Here is a 19,159-nt window from a genome sequence, read left to right as displayed (position 1 = left end):
CGTGCCCGGCCCGCTCGTCGAGGTCGCCGACGGGATCCACGTCGCCACCTCCGCGGTGTACGCGACGACGTCGAGCGTGGTCGTCGGCGGCGACGGATCGTGCCTGCTCGTCGACCCGAGCGTGACGGCCCGCGAGGTGGCCGAACTCTCCTCCGCCGTCCGTGACCGCGGCTGGAGCCCGCTCGCCGTGTGGTCGACGCACGACCACTGGGACCATGCCCTCGACGGACCCGGGCTGCGCGACCTGCCGCGCTGGGCGGCGTGGGTCCAGCGGCCGTCATGGGTGAGCGCGGCCCGCGCGGACCGCGACGGCGACGAGGAGCTCGCGTCGTACGTGCGGACCCACCCGGGCGAGCGCGGCGCCGACCTCGTCGACGCTCCCCCGGCGCCTCCGCCGCTGACCGACGCAGCGGGCCCGCCGGGCTGGGTCGGCGTCGACTGGGCCGGTCGTCGGGTCCTGGTGCTCGTGCACGACGCCCACGCCGTGGGGCACAGCGCCCTGCACGTCCCCGACGTCGGCGCGCTGCTGGCCGGTGACCTGCTCTCGGACGTCGAGATCCCGCTGCTCGACACCGACGCCACCGACCCCGTCGGCGACTACCTCGCAACGCTCGACCGGATCGCCGCGCTCGACGACGTCCGGGTCGTCGTCCCGGGCCACGGCGCCGTGGGCGACGCAGCGGAGCTCGCACGTCGTCTGGCGGCGGACCGCCGCTACCTCGAGCGCCTGGTGTCCGAGGGTGCAACGGCCCAGGACCCGCGACTGACCACCCCGTGGCTCGTGCACGCCCACCACCAGCAGGCCGCCGCCATCGCCCGCTGACGTGTGACGATGGTCCCGTGCGCTGGGTCCTGATCGTCGCCGCCGTGGTCGTCGTCCTCGTGGCGCTCGACCGTGCCGTGGCGCGCGGCTGGTTCGACCGCCGCCACCCGCGTCGGCACCGGCCCAGCGAGTCCTCCGCGGCGAGCGGCATGTTCGGCGACCTCGTCGAGATCTTCCAGCCGAACCGTGTGCACCTCACCACCGAGCAGGAACGCCAGCGGCTCGACATCCAGCACGCCGGCGACACCGCACCGCCCGTCGACCTCGACGCCGGCACCGCCCGCGTGGACAGGCCACCACCGGTCGCGTGACCTCGGGGTCGCCCCTACGGTGCCTGCATGACGCTCGCGGTCTCCCAGGTCACCATCGACGCGCACGACCCCGAACGGCTCGCCCGCTGGTGGGCCGACGTCCTCGGCTGGCGGTTCGTCTGGGAGCCCTCACCGGACGACGACGAGATCGAGATCGCCCCGCCCGACGGGACCAGCACGAACTGGCTGTTCATCCGCGTGCCCGACGACAAGGTCGTCAAGAACCGCTGGCACCCCGACATCCGCCCCGGCGACGACTCCGACCAGGCCACCGAGCTCACCCGGCTCCTCGGCCTCGGCGCGACCCACGTCGACATCGGGCAGGGCGACGTGCCGTGGTACGTGCTCGCCGACCCCGAGGGCAACGAGTTCTGCCTCCTGCACCGCACGGTGTCGGAAGCGGCGGCGGCGCTGGCCGCGGAGCTCGCAAGCCAGCCAAGCTGACCGGCTACTTCTCGCAGACGACGCCGTCGTGGTCGCGGTCCTGGTACCAGTCGTACTCGGGGTCGACGCCCTGGACGTAGTTCCCGAAGCCGGCCGCGACAGCCTCCTTGCAGGTGCCGAACCGCGGGTCCGTCGCCGCGGGTGGCGCCTCGACCAGCGCCGCAGACTCAGCGACGACCGGCGCGGGCTCGGCAGCCACAGGTGCCGGCTCCGCCGTGGGCTCCGGCGTGGGCGTCGGCTCGACGGGTGCGGTCTCAGCTGAGGCCGTCTCCGGTGCGGCGACCTCCGACGGCGCCTCGGCACCTGCGTCGGTCCCCTCCTTGCAGCCGGCGAGCAGCATCGATCCGAGCGCCAGCACCGACACCGCCACGGTGGTCGCTCTCGCCCTTATGACCTTGATATCGGCCGAGCCGATCGGGCACTGAAGCCCGCTCGAGCGCGTCGGACGCCGCCCGGTCGGGCTACCCCCGCACGAGTGACTTCGGCGCGTCAGGGTCGAAATCGGACGAACCGGTCAGTAACTTCCTCGCATGACCAGCGCCGCTCTGCCCGTCCTCGGCGACGTCCAGCTGGAGGACTGGCGACAGTGGGTCCCGCTCGCCGTTTCCGCCCTCACGCTCCTCGTGGCCCTGTTCGCGTGGCGCCAGTCCGCGAAGGCCGCCCGTCGCATCGCCCGGCAGGCCGACGCGACGTACCGGCACGCCGACGCGACCGCCCGGCAGGCGCAGGCGTTCGACGAGCAGGTCGCGATCGCCCGCGAGGCGCTCGCCCTCGCCCGGCAGGAGGCCCAGGACGCGCGCGCCGACGCGGACCGCCTGCGCCTCGAGACCGACCACACGCGCCGGATGCTCGAGGAAGCCCGCCTCGACGCGCTCGCCCCGACGATCATCGCCCGCGCCCTCCCCAGCGTCACCGACGCCGTCGGCCGTCCGACCCTCGAGGTCTGCCAACTCTCCGCCGGCCGGCAGGACCGGTGGCGTCCCCTCGTCGGCCAGCTCCAGGTCGGCCGCGACGAGTCGTACGCGTTCCGCACCGCCCTGACCCTCTGGTTCGAGAACGTCTCCGACTGCCCCGCGCAGATCGACATCCTCGACTCCGCCGGCGGCGAGCTCGAGCTGCTCCCGGGCCACCCGCTCGTCGTCCCCGCGCACGAGGCCCGCAGCATCGCCTGGGTGCGGATGTGGACGTCGCGTGACCTCGACAGCGACCGGCACATCCAAGACCCGTCAGCGTGGCTGTTCAACCTCACGTTCTCGGCGAGCGACCTCGGCCTGCACGTCCGCGACACCTACGCGTTCGACGGCGACCTGCGCTTCTTCGACCGCGACGGGTCGTGGCTCGTCGTCATGCCCGAGCCGCCACTGCCGTGGACGTCGGACGTGGCGTCCATGCTCCCGGGGCGGACGTACCAGCGGCTGGACGTGCCGGTGTCGTGACCGGCCGCCCGGCTCGGATCTTGCTCGAAGCGTCGAAGGACACGTAACCTCAGGTATCACTCTGATACCTCCGAGGTGACGACCATGGCGATGACCCTGCGACTGTCCGAGACCGAGGACGCGCTCCTCACCGAGCTGGCCAAGGCCGAGCAGCGGTCAAAGCACGACGTCGTCGTCCTCGCGATCAAGGAGCGCGCCGCGCGATCCGGGCGCCGCGCCGACATGGACCGGTTCCTCGACGACGTGCTGGAAACCGACAAGACGATCCTCGACCTCCTCTCGCGGTGAGCGAGCAGTTCGAGTACCCAGACCAGGACGACGCGGCAGTACTCGTCCGCCGGCTCGGATTTCACGTTCGCGACGCAGGGCTACTGGCCTCCGCACTCGACAGGCCCCGTCAGGTCGTATGGGGAGTCGAGGCCTACGTCGGCCTTCACGCCAAGGCGGCCGCGCTCCTCGACGCGATCAGCCGGGCGCACCCCTGCATCGACGGGAACAAGCGACTCGCGTGGATCCTGGTGCGTCGGTTCTACGACCTCAACGGCTACGTCCTGACCGGCTCCGACGATCCGGTGGAGGTCGATCGGTTCATCCGAGAGGTCGCCGGAGGCCACCTCGAGCTCGGCTCCATCGCCGGATGGCTGGCAGCGCGGACGACCAGCAAGCGCTGAAGCGGGCCGGCGACTCGAGGCGCCACACCTGAGGCGGATGAGTCAGTCGATACGCCGGGTTCTGTCCCCGCGCTGGGTTGCCCCGTGCGCGGGTGGCGGCCATCCCTCTACGACGTACGTTGCCGCACGCCTCCAGCGGCCTACCCGGGAGCTCGGGCGGGCAGCCCTCGAACGCTCCCTGTCTGGCCTTGCTCCGGGTGGGGTTTACCGAGCCGCACCGGTCGCCCGGCACGCTGGTGGTCTCTTACACCACCGTTTCACCCTTACCTTCTCGGCGGACCGAGGAGGCGGTCTGTTCTCTGTGGCACTGTCCCGCGGGTCACCCCGGGTGGGTGTTACCCACCACCCTGCCCTGCGGAGCCCGGACGTTCCTCGGCGGACCCGGAGGTCCGACGCGGCCGCCTGACTGACTCATCCGCAGCGCACAGCCTAGCCGCAGCGGGGGCCGGCTCAGACGTCGACGCGGTACGACAGCGCCAGCTCGTCGCCGGACACCCCGCGGATGCCCCAGTTCTCGGAGGGGCTCTCGATGATGACGACCTCGAGGTCGTCGGCGGGCAGGCCGAGGGCGGGGGCGACCTCGTCGTACATGGCGGCGATGAGGGCGCGACGGGCGCGGCGGGTGCGGCCGGTGAAGCAGACGATCTCGACGACGAGGTAGGCGTCGGAGCGGGGTGCGACGAGGTCCTCGGGGTCGAGCATGACGAAACGGTGGAACCGCTTGTCGGTCGGCAGGCCCCAGGCGCCGACGAGCGCGGCGTGGACGGCGTCGGACACCTCCGTGCGTCGAGCACCCCAGACGTCCCGCCGACCGTAGAGCTTGACCTGCGCCATCGCCGTCCTCCGTGTCCGATGCGTCCCGCCCGCGCCGCGGAGCCTACAGTCAGGGCGTGCTCGTGCTCCTTCCTCCCTCCGAGGGAAAGACGCCGCCGCGCCGCGGCGGGCGGTCCCTCGACCTCGTCTCCCTGTCCTCCCCCGGCCTGACGCCCGTGCGCGAGAAGGTGCTCGACGCGTTGCAGGAGGTCAGCAGCCGCGACGACGCGGTGCGCGTCCTCGGTGTGGGTGCGAGCCTGGCCGACGAGGTGGCGCGGAACACGCGGCTGCGGGACGCGCCGACGGCGCCGGCGCGACGGGTCTACACGGGTGTGCTCTACGCCGCGGCGGGGCTCGACAGGCTCACACCGACCGGACGTGCGCGGGCGGCCGAGAGCGTGCGGATCGTGTCTGGTCTGTGGGGTGCGGTCTCACCCGAGGACCACATCCCGGCGTACCGGCTGTCGATGGGTACGGACCTGCCGGGTATCGGCCCGCTGGCGTCGGTGTGGCGCGGTCCGCTCGGGGTCGAGCTCGACGCGCGGGCCGACGGCGAGCTCGTCATCGACTGCCGGTCGGCCGCGTACCTCGCGGCGTGGCACCCGCCCAGGTCGGCGGACTGGGTCACGGTCCGCGTGGAGCGTGAGGTCGACGGGGTGCGGTCGGTCGTGTCGCACCACGCGAAGCACACGCGCGGCGTCCTGACGCGGCACCTGCTGACGCGTCGCGGCAAGGCACCCGTGGACGCGGCGTCGCTGGCCAGGGTCGCGGGCGAGCTCGTCGGGCACGAGCTGCTGGCCGTCGAGCTGGGGCCGGCGGGGCGCGGCGCACGCACGCTCTCGCTGGTCGTCGCCTGACCGTGGCGACGCGCAGGAGCGTGCCGTGGTGGCTCGTGTCGGTCGTCGTGACCGTCGGCGTCGTCGCGACGGGTGCGCTGCCGGCGGACGACGCCCGCGCGCTCGCCGACCGTGCGCTCCCGATCCTCGTCTTCCTGGCCGCACTGACCGTGGTCGCGGAGATGTGCGCGGGCGCCGGGGTGTTCACCGCAGCCGCCGAGCTGGCCGCCCGCGTCGCGCGGGGTCGGCGGGCGGTGCTGTGGGCGCTCGTGGTCGTGCTCGCGACGGCCAGCACCGCGGTGCTCTCGCTCGACACGACCGCGGTGCTCCTGACACCCGTCGTCATCACGCTCGCCCGCCACACGCGCACGCCTCCCCTGCCGTTCGCGCTCGCCGTGCTCGCGCTGGCGAACACGGCGTCGCTCCTGCTGCCGGTGTCGAACCTGACGAACCTGCTCGCCGACCACGTGCTGCGTGCGGCGGACGTCGGGTTCATCGGGCTCATGTGGGCGCCCGCGCTGGCAGCGGTGGTGATGACGGTGCTCGTGCTCGCCGTCCGCGACCGCCACGTCCTGTCCGGCACGTACGAGGTCCACCCCGGACGGCCGGCGCCCGACCGTCTGCTGCTGGTCCTCGCCACCGTGGTCACGGGCGCCATGGCCGTCGCGTTCGTCGTCGGCCTGCCGACGGCCCCCACCGCCGTCGGCGCCGCCACGGTCCTCCTCGTGGCCACCCGGATGAGGCGTCGCCCGTGGCCCGTGCCGCCGAGCCGGCTCGTGCCGTGGCGCACCCTCCTCGTCGTCCTGGGCCTGTTCGCCGTCGTGCAGACCGCGCACGCGCACGGGCTGGGGGCGCTGCTGGCCGACGCCGCGGGCACCGGCAACGGCGCCGCCGAGCTGCTGCGCGTCGCCGGTGTCGGTGCCGCGGCTTCGAACGCCGTGAACAACCTGCCCGCGTACCTGGCCCTCGAGCCGGCGATGGGCGGCGACCCGCTACGGATCGCCGCGCTGCTCGTCGGCACGGGCGTGGGACCGCTCATCACGCCGTGGGGGTCGCTCGCGACCGTGCTGTGGTGGCACCGCTGCCGTCAGGTGATGCTCGACGTGCCCGCCAGGACGATCGTCGTCCAGGGCCTGCTGCTCGCGCCCGTCGTCGTGGTGGCTTCGACGCTCGCCCTCGTCGCCGCGCACTGACGAGACTCAGCCGCGCGTCGACCAGCCCTCGCTCGGTGCACCCGCCACGGCGATCTCGTCGCGCCGGTCGGTGAACAGCCGGATGATGCTCACCGACGCGGGCGCGACCCGCAGCTGGCTCCACGACGACGGCTGCGCGCCCATCGTCACACCCAGGGCGGCACGGATCGACACGGCGTGGCTCACGACGACCACAGTCCGGTCGCCGCCCGCAGCCCGCAGCTCGTCGAGGCCGCGGCGCACCCGCTCCCCGACCTCCGCGATGGACTCCCCGCCGGGCGGCCGCACGTCGGCCTTCGTGTGCCACGGCTCGAGCTGGCCGGGCCAGCGCTCCTCGATCTCCTCGGCGGTGAGACCCTGCCACTCGCCGAAGTTCGCCTCCTGGAACACGGCGTCCGTGCGCACGGGCAGCCCGAGGCGCTCACCGATGATCCGACCCGTCTGCTGCGTACGGACCATGGGTGAGGCGATGACCTCGCTGGGGTACTGGATGTCGCCCCACACGTCCCGGCCGATGCGGTCGACCAGGTCGGCGGCCGCGTGCGCCTGGCGGACGCCGTGGTCGTTGAGCGGCGGCCCCGGCTCCCCGGAGCCCGAGTAGCCGCGGGACACCGTCATGGTCGTCTCACCGTGGCGCACGAGGACGACCGTGACGGGCTGCTCCTCGTCGAACCGCACCCCGGCACCGGACGGGCGCGGTGCGCGAGCGGGCTCGGCAGCGGCGACACCCGCTCCCGCAGGGTCGACGTCGGGCGCTCCTGCGTCGGTCACGATCGCAGTCTTCTGGTCCATCGCGAGGTTCGCCAGCCGGTCGGCCGCGGCGTTCTGCGCGCGCGGCACCCACGTCCACACGACGGTCGCGGGGTCGACGAGCGAACGGACCTCGTCGGCGAGCCGGCGCATGTCCTCGTGCTTGATGCGCCACGTGCCGCGCATCTGCTCGATCACGAGCTGCGAGTCCATCCGCACCTCGAGCCGCGCGGCCGGGTCGATCGCCAGGGCCGCCCGCAGGCCCGCGACGAGCCCCGAGTACTCGGCGACGTTGTTCGACACGACACCCAGGTAGTCGGCCCGCTCGGCCAGCACCAGCCCGGTGCCGGCATCGCGCACCACAGCGCCGTACCCGGCCGGCCCCGGGTTGCCCCGCGACCCGCCGTCCGCCTCGACGACCAGCCGGCGCACCACCGTCAGGCCTGGGCGGGCTCAGGCAGCCGCACGAGGATCCGGCCGCACTCCTCGCAGCGGACCACCTGGTCCTCCGCCTTGGCACGGATCGCGTCGAGGTCGAGCGGGTTGAGCTCGAGCCGGCAGCCCTCGCAGCGGCGCCCGCGCAGCGCCGCCGCGCCGACCCCGCCGAGCTGGCCGCGCAGCTTCTCGTAGAGGGCGACCAGGCCGGCGTCGAGCCCCTGGGCCGCCGTCGCGCGCTCGCCGCGCACCTTCTCGGCCTCGGCGTCGATCTCCCGGAACGCGGCGTCGCGGTCCGTCTCGACCACCGTCTTCTGCTCGACGAGTGCCTGGTGCGCCGTCGTCACCTCGGCGAGCGCACCCTCGTGCGCCTCGAGCCGCTCCATGACCTCGAGCTCGACCTCCTCGAGGTCTCCCTGCCGCCGGCCCAGGGCGACCAGCTCGCTCTGCAGCGCCTGCAGGTCCTTCGGCGACCCCTGGCCGGAGTCGAGCCGGGCCTGGTCCCGCGCCGCACGCGCGCGCACCTGCTCGACATCGGCCTCGGCCTTCGCGAGCTCGCGGCGCAGGTCGTCCGCGGCGGTGCGGGACGTGACGAGCGCGGTGTAGAGGTCGGCGACCTGCGCGTCGAGCTCGAGGAGCCGGGCCAGCTCCGGCAGCGACCGCTTCTTGTGCGCGAGCTGGTCGAGCCGGGTGTCGAGCGCCTGGACGTCGAGCAGGCGGCGCTGGTCCGCTGCAGGGGCTGTGGCCATGGGGGTCCTTCCGGCAGCCGCACGAGGTGCGGACGGGTGTGCGGGTGGTCGGGCTGATCAGGTCGTGGGCGTCGGCTCCGGGCTCGCGACGCGGCCCGTCCACGGGTCGGTGCGCAGCGTGCTGACGCGGGTCTCCACCGTAGTCCCCGTGCCCGCGACGTCGGACTCCAGCGCACGCGCGGCGTGGGCGAGCCACGGCCACTCGGACGCGAAGTGCGCGAGGTCGACGAGGTACGGGCGTGCCTGCCCGTCGCGGCCCTCGAACTCGGCGCGCTCGCGCAGCTCGGAGGCCGGGTGGTGGCGCAGGTCGGCCGTGACGTACGCGTCCACGCCGGCCGCGCGCACGGCGTCGAACAACGAGTCGCCCGAGCCGCCGACCACCGCGACCCGCTCCACGCGTCCGGCGGGGTCGCCGGCGAACCGCACGCCCTGGGCGGTCGCGGGCGTGGCGGCGGCCACGGCCGCCGCGAAGTCCTCGAGCGTCGTCGGGACCGCGAGCCGGCCGACCCGGCCGATCCCCGTGCCGCCCGGCCAGGACGCGAGCTCGAGCACGTCGAACGCCGGCTCCTCGTACGGGTGCGCCGCACGCATCGCCGCGACGACAGCGCCGCGCAGCCGTCGGGGGGCGACCATCTCGACGCGGGCCTCGACGACCGTCGCGGCCTCGCCCGCACGGCCGACGGTCGGCTGCGCCGACGGTCCCGGCGTGAACGTCCCCTCGCCCGTCGACGTCCACGCGCACCGCGTGTAGTCGCCGATCGCCCCCGCCCCCGCGGCGGCGAGCGCGTCGACGAGGCGCTCCGCGTCGGCCACCGGGACGAACACCACGTGCTTGTCGAGCGCCTCCGCCGGGGCGGCCTGCAGGGGACGGGTGTCGACGAGCCCGATCGCCTCGGCGAGCGCGTCGGCGACGCCGCCGGTCGCCGCGTCGGCGTTGGTGTGCGCCGTGTACAGACCGACCCCGGCTCGGACGAGGCGGTGCAGCAGCGCGCCCTTGAAGGTCGTCGCGGCGACGCTGTGCACCGCCCGCAGCAGCAGCGGGTGGTGCACCACGACGAGGTCCGCCTGCCAGGCGACCGCCTCGTCGACGACGTCCGCGGTCGGGTCCACCGCGAACAGGACGCGCCGCACGGGCTGGTCCGGTTCCCCGGCGACGAGCCCGACGGCGTCCCACGACTCCGCGGTGCGCGGCGGGTATCGGTCCTCGAGCAGCCGGACGACGTCCACGAGCCGGGGTGCAGTCACGTGCCGAACCTACCCGCGGACGGGTCGTTCGACGGCGACGCGGCTCGACGACCGCCTCGGGATCTCGCCGAGAGCCCGCCCTCAGGCCACGGTGACCGGGTCGCCCACCGAGACACGTCCCAGGCGCACGGGCACCATCTGGATGCCGAACCACACCTCGCCGTCCGCCCGCCGGTGCCGGGCGAGGGTCCGCAGCGGCTCGCGCCCCATGACGAGCGAGTCCGGGTCGATCGTCGTCATGACGCAGCGTCCGCACCGGTCGGCGAACCGCAGCTCGAGGTCGCCGACGACGAGCCGCGACCACCCGTCCTCCTCGAACGCCTCCAGGTCGCCGTCGACCACCAGGTTGGGCCGGAACCGACGCATGTCGAGCGCGCGGTACGGGTTCGGCGCGGGCTCGCCGGCGGCGAGCGCCTGCGCGACGACGTCGTCGTGCGCCTGCGCCGCCCACTCGTCGAGCCGCCGCAGCGACGCCGCCGTCGTCACGTGCACCGGACCGGTGTCGGTGAGCGCCATCGGGTCGTCGCGGGTGCCGCCGTGCTTCTCGCTCATGCCACGCCGCGCCGGGTCGTCGAGCCACACGAGCCGCACGTCCTTCGCGAGCAGCTCCGAGCACCAGGCCGCCGCCGCGTCGCCCGCGTCCGTCGCGCGGTCGAGCCGGGACAGCGTCGTCGTGCGGTCGGGCAGGCCGTCCGGTACCGCGACATGCAACGGGTCGAGTCCGGGGGCGGCCAGCACGATCGCGCCGTCGTCCTGGGGCGTCGCGCGCGCCGACAGCATGACCGGGTCCCGCCGCGCGGTCAGGGTGCCGCCGTCGCGCGCGTCGACGACCATCCAGCGCCGGTCGCCCCGGACGCCGGCGCGGTCGACGTCCACGACGGACGACGGCAGGCCCGCGAACGACTTCACGGGGTGGACGGTGAGCGCCGCGACGTACGGCGCGACAGGACCTGTAGGCACCCGCAGACCGTACCCGTGCCTCTGCCCGGCGGACGCGAGCCCGACCGTTGCCGCGCAGGCCACGCGGTCGCCCACGCCCTGCTGACGTCGACGTGTGGCACGAGCCGTTGGTCCGGGTCGTCGCCGACGCCGGATCGCGTGGGTGGGCCCGGCCGGTTTCGAACCGGCGACCTCCGCGGTGTAAGCGCGGCGCTCTGACCAGCTGAGCTACAGGCCCCGACGAGCGCGCGGCTCGACGGGCGCACAGCCTACCGTCGCGGCACCGCGCGGACAGCGGCCGGATCAGGCGGCGAGGGCCTCGATGGCCGCGCGGTAGGCCGCGATGTCGCGCGCCTGACCTGCGGGGTTCACGACCGTCCAGCGCACCACGCCGTCGCCGTCGATGAGGAAGCTGCCCCGGTTCGCCCGCCCTCGCTCCTCGTCGAACACGCCGAACGCCCGTGCCACCTCGCCGTGCGGCCAGAAGTCGGACAGCAGGTCGAACCCGTACCCCTCGGCCTCCGCCCACGCCCGCAGCGAGAACATCGGGTCGCACGACACGACGAGCAGGTGCACGCCGGCGTCCTGGAACGCGCTCAGGTTGTCGCGCAGGTCGCACAGCTCGCCCGTGCAGGTGCCGGAGAACGCGAACGGCACGAAGACGACGGCGACGGGACCGCCGCGCAGCCCGCTCAGCGTCACGGGGGTGCCGTGCGTGTCCGGGAGCGAGAAGTCGGGTGCGGCGTCGCCGACCGCGAGGCTCACTTGCCTCGTCCGCGGGTGCCGAGACGCGTCGCCGACCAGTCGGCCGCGATGGAGAAGGTGCTCATCGCGTGCAGGCCGGACGTCGTCGCGGCCTCCTCGATGTCGCTGTGCGACACGTGCCCGGAGCGGCCGGCCTTCGGCGTGAGCACCCAGATGGGGCCGTTGTCGTCGAGGACCGTCATCGCGTCCACCAGGAAGTCGGTGAGGTCGCCGTCGTCGTCACGGAACCAGATCACGGCGCCGTCGGTGACGTCGTCGTAGTCCTCGTCGACCAGCTCGGTGCCGGTGGCCCCCTCGATCCCGGAGCGCAGGTCCTCGTCGACGTCGTCGTCGTAGCCGAACTCCTGGATCACCTGTCCTGCGGTGAATCCCAGACGAGCTGCCGCCTGCGTGGCGGCGTCGTCCGTGCTGGATGACACGTCCCGACCGATCCCTTCGTCCGGGTCGACCCTCGACGGGCGACCTGCTGATGTCCGCACACCGTAGCCCACCGCACCCGGACGGGCCCTGGCAAGACGGCGGAGCGGCGTGCCCCCGTCTGCGCGACCGCCGATGTCACGGACGTCACGTGCCTTGTCCGGTACCGAGTGTGACTTTCGGCCCGGAACAGACCGAGAATGGGTCGACTACCCGCACCCGTCGGCGCAGCACTCCTGCGCCGGTCGGGTCGGGCCCGAGAGATGCGCGCCGATGCCGACCGGCCTCGCGCACGCGGACGAGAGGCAAGGAGCTCTGGTGGCTTCGATCGACGAGACGGGACCGCTCATCGGCGGCCTGCTGAGCCAGGTACCGGACATCGACCCCGCCGAGACGGGTGAGTGGCTGGAGTCGCTCGACGGGCTGATCGACGACAAGGGCGGCCCGCGTGCGCGGTACGTGATGCTGAGCATGCTGCGGCACGCCCGGCAGCGGAACGTCGCCATCCCGGTGTCGCTCAACACCCCGTACGTGAACACCATCGCGGTGCATGACGAGCCGTACTTCCCCGGCGACGAGGTCATGGAGCGGCGCTACCGCTCCTGGATCCGCTGGAACGCCGCGGTCATGGTGACGCGCGCGCAGCGGCCGGGCGTCGCGGTCGGCGGCCACATCTCGTCCTACGCGTCGGTCGCGACGCTCACCGAGGTGGGTCTCAACCACTTCTTCCGCGGCAAGGACCACCCGGGCGGCGGCGACCAGGTCTACTTCCAGGGCCACGCCTCCCCCGGCGTGTACGCCCGCGCGCTGCTCGAGGGCCGGCTGTCGGAGCACCAGCTCGACGGGTTCCGCCAGGAGCTGTCGCACGCCGGCGGCGGCCTGCCGTCGTACCCGCACCCGCGGCTCGCTCCTGACCTGTGGGAGTTCCCGACGGTCTCGATGGGCCTCGGCCCGTCGTCCGCGATCTACCAGGCGTGGACCAACAAGTACCTGCACAACCGCGGGATCAAGGACACGAGCCAGCAGGACGTGTGGGCGTTCCTCGGCGACGGCGAGATGGACGAGCCCGAGTCGCGCGGCATGCTGCAGCACGCCGCCCAGCAGGGCCTCGACAACCTCACGTTCGTCGTGAACTGCAACCTGCAGCGTCTCGACGGCCCGGTCCGCGGCAACGGCAAGATCATCCAGGAGCTCGAGGCGCAGTTCCGGGGCGCCGGCTGGAACGTCATCAAGGTCATCTGGGGCCGCGAGTGGGACGTCCTGCTCAACGCCGACAAGGACCGCGCGCTCGTCAACCTGATGAACATCACGCCCGACGGCGACTTCCAGACGTACCGCGCGGAGAACGGCGCGTTCATCCGGGAGCACTTCTTCGGCCGTGACCCGCGCACCAAGCAGCTCGTGCAGAACATGAGCGACGACGAGATCTGGGCGCTCAAGCGCGGCGGGCACGACTACCGCAAGATCTACGCGGCCTACAAGATGGCCCGCGAGCACACGGGTCAGCCGACCGTGATCCTGGCGCACACCATCAAGGGCTACGGCCTGGGCTCGGGTTTCGCCGGGCGCAACGCCACGCACCAGATGAAGAAGCTCAAGGCGGACGATCTCAAGACGCTGCGCGACTCGCTGCGGATCCCGATCACGGACGAGCAGATCGACGAGAACCCGTACCTGCCGCCGTACTACAACCCGGGTCCGGACGACGAGGCGATCCAGTACATGCTGGAGCGCCGTCGCCAGCTCGGCGGGTTCGTGCCGGAGCGTCGCTCGACGCACAAGGCGCTGACCCTGCCCGAGGAGAAGGTCTACGAGGGGCTGGCGAAGGGCTCGGGGCACCAGGAGGTCGCCTCGACGATGGCCCTGGTCCGGCTGTTCAAGGACCTGGTCAAGGACAAGGAGTTCGGCAAGCGGCTCGTCCCGATCATCCCGGACGAGGCCCGCACGTTCGGTCTCGACTCGATCTTCCCGAGCGCCAAGATCTTCAACACGAACGGCCAGAACTACATGGCCGTCGACCGCGAGCTCATGCTCTCCTACAAGGAGTCCGAGTCCGGTCAGATCATGCACACGGGCATCAACGAGGCGGGTTCCGCGTCGGCTTTCCAGGCTGTCGGGACGTCGTACGCGACGCACGGCGAGCCGCTCGTGCCGTTCTACTTCTACTACTCGATGTTCGGGTTCCAGCGCACGGGCGACCAGTTCTGGGCGGCGGGCGACCAGATGGCGCGCGGCTTCCTCATCGGGGCCACCGCCGGGCGCACCACGCTCACCGGCGAGGGTCTGCAGCACGCCGACGGGCACTCGCCGCTCCTCGCGGGCACGATGTCGCACGTCGTGCACTACGACCCGGCGTACGGGTACGAGATCCGGCACATCGTGCGGGACGGCATCGAGCGGATGTACGGCGAGGGCGACGGCCGCGACAAGGACGTCATCTACTACATCACCGTCTACAACGAGCCCATGCGGCAGCCGGCCGAGCCGGAGGACGTGGACGTCGACGGCATCCTCAAGGGCATCTACCTGCTGTCGCCCGCCGAGGGTGACGGTCCGCGGGCGCAGATCCTCGCGTCGGGCGTGGCCGTGCCGTGGGCGCTGGAGGCGCAGAAGCTGCTCGCCGACGACTGGGGCGTGCGCGCCGCGGTGTGGTCGGTGACGAGCTGGAACGAGCTGCGTCGCGACGGCCTGGCCGCCGACGAGCACGCGTTCCTGCACCCCGGCGAGGCGCCGCGCGAGGCGTATCTGACCCAGAAGCTCGCCGGTGCGGAGGGCCCGTTCGTCGCGACGACGGACTACGACCACCTCGTGGCGGACCAGGTGCGCGCCTGGATCCCGGGCACGTACGCGACGCTCGGCGCGGACGGGTTCGGGTTCTCCGACACGCGTGCGGCCGCCCGGCGCCACTTCAAGATCGACGGCCCGTCGACGGCGGTGCGCGTGCTGCAGCAGCTCGCGCGCACCGGTGCCGTGGCCGCCGACGCACCCGCGCAGGCGATCGAGCGGTACCGCCTGCATGACGTCACGGCGGGCACGTCCGGCAACACGGGCGGCGACTCCTGACGGTCAGCTGAACGACGAAGGGCCCGCGGCAGGTGTGCCGCGGGCCCTTCGTCGTGCTGCGCGCTGTCAGGTGCCAGGGATCGTCTGCTCGGCCTGGGCGACCAGCTGGGTCAGCTCGGTGCGCAGACCGGCGATCGACGCCTGGTCGGGGTACAGGTCGAGCGCCATGATGTGCTGCTTCGCGTCCAGCGGGCGGCCGGCCTCGATCGCGGCGAGCACCAGCTGACGCGCGACCTCCGGGTCGTGGTCGCGCGGGTGCCAGTGGCCGACGCCCAGCCCGAGCGCGTCGACCGGGAGACCCGCACCGCGCAGGAGGGTCAGCGCGTCGACCAGGGCCTTGCCCGACGGGTCGCGCTCCACGGCGGTCGTGAGGCGGCGCACCGTGCCCTCGTGGTCGTCCCGGACGGAGAGCCGTGCGATCTCGATGAGCGGGTACCAGGCGCGGGGGTTGCCGGCGAGCTCCTCGCCGAGGGCCCAGACGGCCAGGTCGGCCGCCCGCTCGCGCTCGTCGGGCGTCGGCTCGGCCGCCAGCGGGTCGTCCGTCGAGCCCGACGACTCGGCGGCACGCCGGCGCACGATCTCGGCGAGGGCGCGGAACGCCCGCTCGTTGTTGGGGTCGTCGCTGAGCATGGACCGCAGCGCGTCCTCGTGCAGGGTGTCCCCGCGCCGCGCGGCCTTCGTCGGTCGGCGCGCGCCGACGCGCGACGCCGAGGACGGTCGCCGCATGAGCTGGCGCAGTCGGGGGAGCAGAGCCATGACGAGACCCTATCCGCCGAGGGACGAAACGCACCCTGACTCCGGTCGTGAGAACGGACACCCGGTCGAGCGCCTTTGTCGACTTCCCACAAGCAGCCTCCTATGCTCACCCCATGCCGACCACCCCGCCCGAGGCCGACAGCGCCGCCGCGACACCGGTGCCCGCGCCGCCGGCGAGCGAGCCCGCCGCGCCCCGCACGTCGTCGTCCGCCCGGCTGCGGACGGCGCCCGTCGACGCCCGGACGGGCGCCGAGACGCAGCGCCGGGTCCGCGACGGCGCCGGCCTCCTCGCGGGCGCGGCGATGCGGCGGCTCGACGAGGACCTCGAGTGGTACCGGGCGCTGCCCGCCGAGGACCGGTCGTGGGTCGGACTCGTCGCGCAGGCCGGCATCACGGCGTTCGTCACGTGGTTCGCCGACCCGACGCGCCCGCCGCACGGCGTGAGCGACATCTTCGCCGCGGCCCCCACCGAGCTCACGCGGTCGATCTCCCTGCAGCACACGCTCCAGCTGGTCCGCGTCGTGGTCGACGTCGTCGAGACGCACAGCGACCGGCTCGCCGCCCCGGGCGAGGAGCGTGAGCTGCGAGAGGCCGTCCTGCGGTACTCCCGCGAGGTCGCGTTCTCGGCCGCCGAGGTCTACGCGCGAGCCGCCGAGGTCCGTGGCGCGTGGGACGCACGGCTCGAGGCGCTCGTCGTGGACGCGCTCGTGCGCGGCGACGTGGACGACTCGCTGCGCTCCCGGGTCGCGGCGATCGGGTGGGGCGGCCGGGGCTCGACGCTCGTCATGGTCGGCACCACCGCGGCCCCGCTCGACGACGTCCGTGCCGCCGACCTGCGGCGCGCGACGCGCCGGGCCGCCGACGACGCGCTCGTCGGCATCCAGGGCGACCGGCTCGTGATCTTCCTCGGCGGCGAGGGCGACCTGCGCGCGGCCGCCGCGTCGCTGCTGCACCGCTTCGGCCCCGGTCCGGTGGTGATCGGTCCGGAGGTCCAGGGGCTCACCGACAGCGCCCGCTCGGCGCGCGCCGCCCTGTCCGGCCTGGTCGCGGCCGCGGCGTGGGAGCAGGCGCCCCGGCCGGTGCAGGCGGACGAGCTGCTGCCCGAGCGTGTGCTCGTCGGCGACGCCAGCGCGCGGCGGGTGCTGGTCACCCAGGCGTACGCGCCGCTCGCCGCGAGCCAGGGGTCGTTGCTCGAGACGCTGTCCGCGTACCTCGGCACGGGACGGTCGCTCGAGGCCGCCGCGCGCACGCTGTACGTGCACCCCAACACGGTCCGCTACCGCCTGCGCCGCGTGGCCGACGTGACCGGCTGGGACCCCCTGGACGCGCGCGAGTCGTACGTGCTGCAGACCGCGCTGGCGCTCGGCAGGCTCGAGGCCGCAGGCGCGAACGACGCCGACGGGCTCTGACTCTTTGTAGGACACGCACAAGGGTGCCGCCGAAGGTTGGTGCCCGCCGTAGGCCCGGACCGCGCGGCGGCCGGGGGAAGGTGGTCGAGTGCTCGTCGTCGTCTGCCCGGGTCAGGGCGCACAGTCCCCCGGCATGCTCAGCCCGTGGCTCGAGCTGCCCACCGTCGCCGCCTCGATCGCGCGCGCATCGCAGACCACCGGTCTCGACCTCGTGGCGCACGGCACCACGTCCGACGCGGACACGATCCGCGACACCGCGGTCGCGCAGCCGCTGCTCGTCGCCTCGGCGCTCGCGTCGCTGCGCGCGGTGCTGGAGCTCGACGCGGACGCCCCGCTGGGCACCGCCGCGGCCGCGTCGGTCGACCTCACCGCGGGCCACTCCGTCGGTGAGCTCGCCGCCGCCGCGATCGCCGGCGTGCTGACCGACGACGAGGCGCTCCGCCTGGTCGCCGTGCGCGGTGCCGCGATGGCCCGGGCTGCCGCAGCGACGCCGACCGGCATGAGCGCCGTGCTCGGCGGCGACCCGGCCGAGGTGCTCGCCGCGCTCGACGCCCACGGCCTCGTGCCCGCCAACGTGAACGGGGGCGGCCAGGTGGTCGCGGCCGGCACCCTCGACGCGCTCGCCGCGTTCGCCGCCGCTCCCCCGGCCCGCACCCGCGTGGTGGCCCTCCAGGTCGCCGGTGCGTTCCACACCACGCACATGGCCCCGGCCGTCGACGAGCTCCGCGCCGCCGCGAACGCGGTCGCGCCGGGCGAGCCGCTCGTCCCGCTGCTGACCAACGCCGACGGCACGGTCGCGCCCTCCGGCGCCCGTGCGCTCGAGCTGATCGTGGCGCAGGTCGCGAACCCCGTCCGCTGGGACCTGTGCCAGGAGACGATGGTCGCCCACGGCGTCACCGGCCTGCTCGAGCTCGCTCCCGGAGGCGTGCTCACGGGCCTGGCCCGGCGTACGCTGCCCGGGGTCGAGACGGTCGCCGTCAAGACCCCCGCCGACCTGGACGCGGCGCGCGACCTCCTCAGCCGGCACGGTGCGGCGTCCTCCCCCGCGACCACCCAGGAGCTGTCGTCGTGACCCGACCCACCCTCACGCAGGCCACCGGGCCCGCGCACACCCGCATCCTCGGCATCGGCGGTGCACGTGGCGAGCTGACCGTGCCGAACGACGACCTGGTCGGCCCGATCGACTCGTCCGACGAGTGGATCCGTCAGCGCACCGGGATCGTCACCCGCCGTCGCGCGGGTGCCGGCACGGACGTGCTCGACCTCGCGGAGTCGGCGGCCAAGGCGGCGCTCGAGCACGCCGGACTCACCGGCGCGGACATCGACGCGGTGATCCTGTCGACGGTCACGTACTTCCACCAGACGCCCGCGGGCGCCGCGATCATCGCCGACCGGATCGGTGCGACGCCCGCGGCCGCGTTCGACATCTCGGCCGCGTGCGCCGGCTACTGCTACGGCATCGGCCAGGCCGACGCGCTCGTCCGCGCCGGCACGGCCCGCAACGTGCTGGTCATCGGCGCGGAGAAGATGAGCGAGTTCGTCGACCCGACGGACCGCTCGATCTCGTTCCTGCTCGGCGACGGCGCGGGCGCGGTCGTGGTCGGCCCGTCCGACACGCCCGGCATCGGCCCGACGATCTGGGGCTCGGACGGCAGCCAGGCGCAGGCGATCCGGCAGACGCACTCGTGGCTCGCGACGCGGGACGAGGGCGCCGGCTGGCCGACGCTGCGCCAGGAGGGTCAGTCGGTCTTCAAGTGGGCCGTCTGGCAGATGGCGCCCGTCGCGCAGAAGGCGCTCGACGCCGCCGGTGTCACCGCCGACGACATCGATGCGTTCATCCCGCACCAGGCGAACATGCGGATCATCGACCAGATGATCAAGCAGCTCAAGCTGCCCGAGACGGTCGTCGTCGGGCGAGACATCGCGGACACGGGCAACACGTCGGCCGCGTCGATCCCGTTGGCCACCGAGCGCCTGCTCCGCGAGGGCCAGGTGTCCAGCGGCGCGCTCGCGCTGCAGATCGGCTTCGGGGCCGGGCTCGTCTACGCCGCCCAGGTCGTCGTCCTGCCCTGACCGGCCCCCTGTACCGTTCGTCCGACCCCAC

At 73.7% G+C, this 19,159-nt stretch carries 21 protein-coding genes, 1 tRNA gene and 1 other RNA gene; 12 read left to right on the top strand and 11 right to left on the bottom strand.

The genetic code is table 11. From position 1 onward, the window contains the following. The first annotated feature begins 1 nt into the window (after position 1). The 3 genes from J7523_RS05225 to J7523_RS05215 are packed head-to-tail and all read left to right on the top strand — an operon-like array spanning position 2 to position 1,578. Positions 2 to 823: an MBL fold metallo-hydrolase gene (locus tag J7523_RS05225; RefSeq protein WP_291883177.1), complete on the top strand. Its 822-nt coding sequence runs from the start codon at positions 2 to 4 to the stop codon at positions 821 to 823. Between the two features lie 17 nt (positions 824 to 840). Continuing rightward, positions 841 to 1,134: a DUF6191 domain-containing protein gene (locus tag J7523_RS05220; protein ID WP_291883175.1), complete on the top strand. Its 294-nt coding sequence runs from the start codon at positions 841 to 843 to the stop codon at positions 1,132 to 1,134. A gap of 27 nt (positions 1,135 to 1,161) precedes the next feature. Further along, positions 1,162 to 1,578 (top strand): VOC family protein, encoded by a 417-nt coding sequence (locus J7523_RS05215; protein WP_291883172.1) that lies wholly within the window; start codon positions 1,162 to 1,164, stop codon positions 1,576 to 1,578. A gap of 4 nt (positions 1,579 to 1,582) precedes the next feature. Here J7523_RS05215 and J7523_RS05210 read toward each other — a convergent pair whose 3' ends face one another. Continuing rightward, positions 1,583 to 1,948 (bottom strand): excalibur calcium-binding domain-containing protein, encoded by a 366-nt coding sequence (locus tag J7523_RS05210; protein WP_291883170.1) that lies wholly within the window; start codon positions 1,946 to 1,948, stop codon positions 1,583 to 1,585. Positions 1,949 to 2,108: 160 nt separating this feature from the next. Between J7523_RS05210 and J7523_RS05205 the strand changes: the two genes are divergently transcribed. The 3 genes from J7523_RS05205 (at position 2,109) to J7523_RS05195 (ending at position 3,685) form a co-directional block, all read left to right on the top strand. Then, positions 2,109 to 3,014, top strand: a complete 906-nt coding sequence (locus J7523_RS05205; RefSeq protein ID WP_291883167.1) for a hypothetical protein — start codon at positions 2,109 to 2,111, stop codon at positions 3,012 to 3,014. A gap of 84 nt (positions 3,015 to 3,098) precedes the next feature. Next, positions 3,099 to 3,302 carry a hypothetical protein gene (locus J7523_RS05200; RefSeq protein WP_291883164.1) on the top strand — a complete coding sequence of 68 codons (204 nt, stop codon included), beginning with the start codon at positions 3,099 to 3,101 and terminating at the stop codon, positions 3,300 to 3,302. Beyond that, positions 3,299 to 3,685, top strand: a complete 387-nt coding sequence (locus J7523_RS05195) for a Fic family protein (RefSeq protein WP_291883161.1) — start codon at positions 3,299 to 3,301, stop codon at positions 3,683 to 3,685. The genes J7523_RS05200 and J7523_RS05195 overlap by 4 nt, the downstream gene beginning before the upstream one ends. A 34-nt stretch (positions 3,686 to 3,719) precedes the next feature. Here J7523_RS05195 and rnpB read toward each other — a convergent pair. Both rnpB and J7523_RS05185 read right to left on the bottom strand, forming a co-directional pair. Further along, an RNA gene (rnpB, locus tag J7523_RS05190) (RNase P RNA component class A) lies at positions 3,720 to 4,099 on the bottom strand. Between the two features lie 36 nt (positions 4,100 to 4,135). Next, on the bottom strand, positions 4,136 to 4,519 hold the full coding sequence (locus tag J7523_RS05185; RefSeq protein ID WP_291883158.1) for a tautomerase family protein: 384 nt from the start codon (positions 4,517 to 4,519) through the stop codon (positions 4,136 to 4,138). 56 nt (positions 4,520 to 4,575) lie between these two features. On the opposite strand from J7523_RS05185, the gene J7523_RS05180 reads away from it, so the two are divergent. Together J7523_RS05180 and J7523_RS05175 are read left to right on the top strand one after the other, a co-directional pair. After that, positions 4,576 to 5,355, top strand: coding sequence for a peroxide stress protein YaaA (locus tag J7523_RS05180; RefSeq protein ID WP_291883155.1), 780 nt, complete (start codon positions 4,576 to 4,578; stop codon positions 5,353 to 5,355). A gap of 2 nt (positions 5,356 to 5,357) precedes the next feature. Next, positions 5,358 to 6,527, top strand: a complete 1,170-nt coding sequence (locus J7523_RS05175; RefSeq protein ID WP_291883152.1) for an SLC13 family permease — start codon at positions 5,358 to 5,360, stop codon at positions 6,525 to 6,527. Positions 6,528 to 6,533: 6 nt separating this feature from the next. On the opposite strand, the gene J7523_RS05170 is transcribed toward J7523_RS05175, so the two are convergent. The 7 genes from J7523_RS05170 to J7523_RS05140 form a co-directional block, all read right to left on the bottom strand. Next, a complete protein-coding gene (locus J7523_RS05170; RefSeq protein WP_291883150.1) occupies positions 6,534 to 7,712 on the bottom strand; it encodes a bifunctional RNase H/acid phosphatase in 1,179 nt (392 codons plus the stop codon). A 2-nt stretch (positions 7,713 to 7,714) separates the two neighbouring features. Then, on the bottom strand, positions 7,715 to 8,461 hold the full coding sequence (locus J7523_RS05165; protein WP_291883148.1) for a C4-type zinc ribbon domain-containing protein: 747 nt from the start codon (positions 8,459 to 8,461) through the stop codon (positions 7,715 to 7,717). Positions 8,462 to 8,518: 57 nt separating this feature from the next. Beyond that, positions 8,519 to 9,706 carry a Nif3-like dinuclear metal center hexameric protein gene (locus J7523_RS05160; RefSeq protein ID WP_291883145.1) on the bottom strand — a complete coding sequence of 396 codons (1,188 nt, stop codon included), beginning with the start codon at positions 9,704 to 9,706 and terminating at the stop codon, positions 8,519 to 8,521. Between the two features lie 81 nt (positions 9,707 to 9,787). Then, a complete protein-coding gene (locus tag J7523_RS05155; RefSeq protein ID WP_291883142.1) occupies positions 9,788 to 10,666 on the bottom strand; it encodes an MOSC N-terminal beta barrel domain-containing protein in 879 nt (292 codons plus the stop codon). A 143-nt stretch (positions 10,667 to 10,809) separates the two neighbouring features. Further along, positions 10,810 to 10,883: transfer RNA gene (locus J7523_RS05150), tRNA-Val, on the bottom strand. Between the two features lie 65 nt (positions 10,884 to 10,948). Beyond that, positions 10,949 to 11,410, bottom strand: a complete 462-nt coding sequence (locus J7523_RS05145; protein WP_291883139.1) for a peroxiredoxin — start codon at positions 11,408 to 11,410, stop codon at positions 10,949 to 10,951. Further along, positions 11,407 to 11,829: a DUF3052 domain-containing protein gene (locus J7523_RS05140; protein WP_291883136.1), complete on the bottom strand. Its 423-nt coding sequence runs from the start codon at positions 11,827 to 11,829 to the stop codon at positions 11,407 to 11,409. Before J7523_RS05140 ends, J7523_RS05145 begins: the two co-directional genes overlap by 4 nt. A 316-nt stretch (positions 11,830 to 12,145) precedes the next feature. On the opposite strand from J7523_RS05140, the gene aceE reads away from it, so the two are divergent. Next, positions 12,146 to 14,890, top strand: a complete 2,745-nt coding sequence (aceE, locus tag J7523_RS05135; RefSeq protein ID WP_291883133.1) for a pyruvate dehydrogenase (acetyl-transferring), homodimeric type — start codon at positions 12,146 to 12,148, stop codon at positions 14,888 to 14,890. Positions 14,891 to 14,956: 66 nt separating this feature from the next. On the opposite strand, the gene J7523_RS05130 is transcribed toward aceE, so the two are convergent. After that, positions 14,957 to 15,646 carry a hypothetical protein gene (locus J7523_RS05130; RefSeq protein WP_291883130.1) on the bottom strand — a complete coding sequence of 230 codons (690 nt, stop codon included), beginning with the start codon at positions 15,644 to 15,646 and terminating at the stop codon, positions 14,957 to 14,959. A 113-nt stretch (positions 15,647 to 15,759) separates the two neighbouring features. On the opposite strand from J7523_RS05130, the gene J7523_RS05125 reads away from it, so the two are divergent. The 3 genes from J7523_RS05125 to J7523_RS05115 all read left to right on the top strand — a co-directional run bounded on the left by J7523_RS05125 (position 15,760) and on the right by J7523_RS05115 (position 19,128). Next, positions 15,760 to 17,055, top strand: coding sequence for a PucR family transcriptional regulator (locus tag J7523_RS05125; protein ID WP_291883127.1), 1,296 nt, complete (start codon positions 15,760 to 15,762; stop codon positions 17,053 to 17,055). A gap of 88 nt (positions 17,056 to 17,143) precedes the next feature. Next, positions 17,144 to 18,127: an ACP S-malonyltransferase gene (locus J7523_RS05120; protein ID WP_291883124.1), complete on the top strand. Its 984-nt coding sequence runs from the start codon at positions 17,144 to 17,146 to the stop codon at positions 18,125 to 18,127. Then, a complete protein-coding gene (locus tag J7523_RS05115; RefSeq protein WP_291883121.1) occupies positions 18,124 to 19,128 on the top strand; it encodes a beta-ketoacyl-ACP synthase III in 1,005 nt (334 codons plus the stop codon). The genes J7523_RS05120 and J7523_RS05115 overlap by 4 nt, the downstream gene beginning before the upstream one ends. Positions 19,129 to 19,159 lie beyond the last annotated feature (31 nt).

Source organism: Cellulomonas sp., assembly GCF_017744555.1.
GTDB lineage: Bacteria > Actinomycetota > Actinomycetes > Actinomycetales > Cellulomonadaceae > Cellulomonas.
The sequence above is the reverse complement of the archived record's forward strand: the minus strand, read 5'-3'. Positions and strand labels throughout refer to the sequence as shown.